Origin of the sequence: Teichococcus deserti (genome assembly GCF_001982615.1) — a bacterium.
In the GTDB taxonomy this organism is placed as follows: Bacteria; Pseudomonadota; Alphaproteobacteria; order Acetobacterales; family Acetobacteraceae; genus Pseudoroseomonas; species Pseudoroseomonas deserti.
The window spans coordinates 1-3767 of record NZ_MLCO01000540.1 but is presented as its reverse complement, the minus strand read 5'-3'; the positions used below and the strand labels follow the sequence as shown (position 1 = coordinate 3767).

Annotated in this window: 2 protein-coding genes; one reads left to right on the top strand and one right to left on the bottom strand. The window is 75.5% G+C overall.

Annotated features, from left to right (window positions below):
• Nucleotides 1-2228, bottom strand: a 2228-nt coding sequence (locus BKE38_RS29880; RefSeq protein ID WP_242662630.1) for a hybrid sensor histidine kinase/response regulator, incomplete at its 3' end; no start/stop codon positions are given.
• 218 nt (nucleotides 2229-2446) lie between these two features.
• On the opposite strand from BKE38_RS29880, the gene BKE38_RS29875 reads away from it, so the two are divergent.
• Nucleotides 2447-3767, top strand: a 1321-nt coding sequence (locus tag BKE38_RS29875; RefSeq protein ID WP_131829814.1) for an MHYT domain-containing protein, incomplete at its 3' end; no start/stop codon positions are given.

Below are 3767 nucleotides of genomic sequence, written 5' to 3'. Positions count from 1 at the left end.
GGCTTCAGCAGCACCGCCTGGACTGGACCGGCCTCGGGAGCGACGCCGTCCTGGGTCTGCGCGGCCGAGGCGGTGCAGAGCAGCAGGGCGGGCACGTTGGGGCCCAGCTCGAAGCGCAGCCGGCGGGCCAGCGCCAGGCCTTCGCGGCCGGTCTCGCCGCCTGCGCCGGCATCGCCCAGGATCACCAGGGTGAAGGGCCGGCCCTCGGCCAGCTCCGCCTGCAGCAGCGGCAGGGCGGCCAGCGGCTCGGCCGGGTGCGGCCGGGCGCCGATGCCGGCCAGCTGGCGCTGCAGCACCTCGCGCTCCACCGCCGAGGGCAGCGCCAGCAGCACGCGCTGGCCCTGCAGCGCAGGGTCGGGCGGCAGCGGCGGCGCCACCAGGCCGAGCTCCAGGTGGAAGCGGAACTGGCTGCCGCCGCCCGGGCGCGGTGCGGCGCTGATGCCGCCGCCCATCTGCCCGGTCAGGCGGCGGCAGATGGCCAGGCCCAGGCCGGTGCCGCCATAGCGCCGGCTGATCGAGGCGTCGGCCTGGGTGAAGCGCTCGAACAGCTGCGGGATGCGCGCCGGGTCCAGGCCGATGCCGGTGTCGGCCACGGTGCAGATCAGCCGCCAGGGCGCCGGGCCGCCGGAGGGCGGCGCCGGCAGCGGCAGCGCCTCGACCTCCAGCTTGACCCACCCGCTCTCGGTGAACTTCACCGCGTTGCCGACCAGGTTGAACAGGATCTGGCGGAAGCGCGCCGGGTCGCCCAGCATCTCGGCCGGCAGGTCGGGCGCCAGGTCGCAGAACAGCTGCACCCCCTTGGCGGCGGCGCGCGGCGCGAAGAGCTCGGCGATGGTGGCGATCTCGGCCTCGGGGGCGAAGGCGATGCGCTCATGCTCCATCACCCCCGCCTCCAGCTTGGAGAAGTCGAGGATGTCGTTCAGCAGCACCAGCAGGTGCTCGGCGCTGCCGCGGATGGTCTCGGCGTAGCGGCGCTGGACGGGATCGAGCGGCGTGTCGATCAGCAGCCCGGCCATGCCAATCACCCCGTTCATCGGCGTGCGGATCTCATGGCTCATGGCGGCCAGGAACTCCTCCTTGGCGCGGCCGCCGGCGCGGGCGTCGGCCTCGCTGGCGGCGAGCTCGGCGCCCTGGCGCTGCAGGGTCGCGGCCTGCCGCGCCAGCAGCCAGAAGCCGCCCAGGATGATGCCGACCATCGCCGCCATGGCGGCATAGACCAGGGGCCGGATGCCGCGCACGAAGGACAGGGCGGATTCGCGGTCGCGCATCGCCTCGACCACGAAGAGGCCGGGCCGCGCCAGGGTGAAGGCGGCGAAGCCTTCGACCCCGTCCTGGTCCAGCCCGTCCCACCGGCCGCTCTCGCGCCGCGGCAGGAAGTTGCGGAACGGCCAGGCGCTGGCGTTGAGCACGCCGATGCCCTGGGACTGCCCGTCGGAGCGCGCCAGCAGCAGGCCGGTGAAGCTGTGCAGCCGCAGGGTCACCGCGAAGGCGGCGCCGGCGCGGCCCAGCTGGGCGCCCAGCGCGGTCGGGTCCAGCAGCGCCACCACCGCGCCGCGGAAGGCGCCGTTCGGGGCCAGGATGGGGCGCGCCAGCGGGATCGACCACTGGCCGGTGGCGGCGATGGTGGCCGGCGTGCCGCCACCGGTCGGGCCGAGGAAGCGGCCGACCTCGGGAGGGCCGCTGCGCAGCGCCTGGCCGCCGATGCGCAGCAGGCGGAACCAGTCGCGCGCGCCCAGGCTGTGCTCCAGCATCGCCTCCTGGCTGGCCTGGGTGACGCGGCCCTGGGCGTCGGTCAGCAGCAGGCCGCGCAGCACCGGCAGCTCGGCGGCGACGGCGGCGAGCTGCCGGGTCGCCTCGGCCGGGTCATTCGGCGGCGCGCCGACCAGCGGAGCGGCGCCGGCCTGGGCCTGAGCCTGGCCTTGGCCCTGGCCCTGGCCCTGGCCCTGGCCCTGGGCGAGCTCCAGCAAGGCGCGATCGATGCGGTCCAGCTGCTGCGACATCTGGTCGGCGACCAGGGTGACGACGCCCTCGGCCAGGCGGGTGCCGCGATAGCTGCCCTCGGCCTCGACGCGCGACTGCACCAGCGCCTGGAAGCCGGCCAGGCACAGCAGCACGGTCACCGCCGCCAGGCCGAAGAGCCGCCAGGGCCGTGGCTCGGAAGGGCGCAGCGGGCGCAGCCCGAGGAAGCGGCGCCAACGGTTGACCAGGCTCTCGACGCGCAGGATCATTCGGTCATCATCATGGCAGGCGGGCTGGAGCTTGGCGAGGAATGACCAGGGCCAGCACGGCATATTGGCCGCAGCCATCCCGCGACCGCCGCACCGTAAACAATGCGGCAATCAATGCTAGGTCTTGAGAAAGATGGCGGACGGCATTCTGGCGCAGGCGCGCCGGAAGGCCGCGCCGCAGCCCGCGCCTTTCCGGCCGGGCAGGAGAGCCAGGCGCGGTGCTGAGGATCTACAACTGTCTGGCCGAGGGACATGACAGCCGCCTGGTGCTGCTGGCGGCCCTCGTCTGCCTGACTGGCTCGGCCGTGGCCATCGGCCTGCTGCGCCGCGCCTTCCAGGCCTCGGCCCGCAGCCGTGACGGCTGGCTGCTGCTGGGCGGCATGGCGGCCGGCGCCGGCGCCTGGTGCACCCATTTCATCGCCATGATGGCCTATCTGCCCGGGCAGAGCCTGGGCTTCCGGCCGCTGCCCACGCTGTTCTCGCTGCTGATCGCGGTGGCCTGCGGCGTCGGCGGCTTCGCCTTCGCCTCGCGCCGGCCGGCGGCGCCAGACCGGCCGCCGGCGCGCCGCGTCACCAACCCGCTCTCCAGCGCCCCGGCCGTGGCGCGGCCCGAGTCGGAGGCCGAGGCGCCGGCCGATGCCCGCCCCGGCTGGGCCCACCAGCTGCTGCCCGGCGGCACCCTGCTCGGCGGCGGCATCGCGGCGATGCACTATCTCGGCCTGACCGCCTTCGGCGAGGACGGGCTGGTGCTGTTCTCCTGGCCCTATGTGGCGGCCTCCACCGGGCTCAGCGTCGCCCTGGCGGTGCTGGCCATGGCCGGCGGGCTGCGCGCCCGCAGCGCCGGGCCGGCCTGGCTGGCCGGCACGCTGGCGCTGACCTTCGGCATCCTCAGCCTGCACCTGACCGGCATGGCGGCGATCGAGGTGCTGCCCGGCCCGCTGATGAGCGACGACCGCGACGCCGCCGCGCTGGCCCTGGTGATCGGCGCGGTCGGGCTGATGGTCGCGGCCTCGGCGGCGGCCGCGCATATGATCGACCGCCGCACCGAGGAGGACGGGGTGCTGCGCCTGCGCCGCCTGGCCGATTCGGCGCTGGAGGGGCTGGCCGTGGTGCGCGACGGCTGCATCCTCGAGGCCAATGCCAGCTTCCAGGCGATGACCGGCCTGCCGCGGGATTTGCTGATCGGCCTGCCGCTGCCCGGCGCCCTGCTGCCGCAGCTGGGCCCAGGCGGCCAGGAGCCGGGCGCCGCCCCGGCCGGGGGCCCGGTGCTGCGCGAGACGCTGCTGCACCGGCCGGACGGAAGGCTGCTCGATGTCGAGGTGCTGGTGCGCGACGACGTGCCGCAGCCGGGCAAGCAGGTCTTCGTACTGCGCGACCTGCGCGAGCGCCGCGCCCAGGAGCAGCGCATCATCCACCTGGCGCTGCATGACAGCCTGACCGGGCTGGCCAACCGCGCCCGCTTCGTGCAGCAGCTGGACGCCGCGCTGCGCCGCGCCGGCGGCTCCGCCGCGCCGGCCCCCACGCCGGCCCCCACACCGC